This is a genomic window from Pseudomonas frederiksbergensis, from assembly GCF_003732275.1.
GTDB classification, from domain to species: Bacteria; Pseudomonadota; Gammaproteobacteria; order Pseudomonadales; family Pseudomonadaceae; genus Aquipseudomonas; species Aquipseudomonas frederiksbergensis_H.
Genome location: NZ_MOBM01000008.1, coordinates 69762 through 70076, shown reverse-complemented (window position 1 = coordinate 70076; position 315 = coordinate 69762). Strand labels below are relative to the sequence as shown.

Below are 315 nucleotides of genomic sequence, written 5' to 3'. Positions count from 1 at the left end.
GCGAGCTAACGCTCGGCCTGTTGAGTGGTGAAAAGCAGAGCGGATGTGCTCTGCTTTTTTGTGGGAGCCGGCTTGTCGGGTCGCCGCATCGCTGCGATGGCGGCCTGTCAGCCGACCAATCTTCTCGGGATGTACCCAGTCCAACCTGTGGGAGCGAGCCTGCTCGCGAAGCTGTTGATCTTGTCGTTGCCGTTGCCGTTGCCGTTGCCGTTGCCGTTGCTTTGGCTTTGGCTTTGGCTTTGGCTTTTGATCTTGATCTGCCGCCCCTTTCCCAGAGGCCGAACGCAGGCGTTGCGCAGGGGGCACCGCGGCAGG

1 protein-coding gene is annotated in these 315 nt (G+C 61.6%); it reads right to left on the bottom strand.

Going from position 1 to position 315, the window contains the following annotated elements:
* Positions 1-107: 107 nt before the first annotated feature.
* Positions 108-315, bottom strand: a 208-nt coding sequence (locus BK662_RS35030) for a hypothetical protein (RefSeq protein WP_221179094.1), incomplete at its 5' end; no start/stop codon positions are given.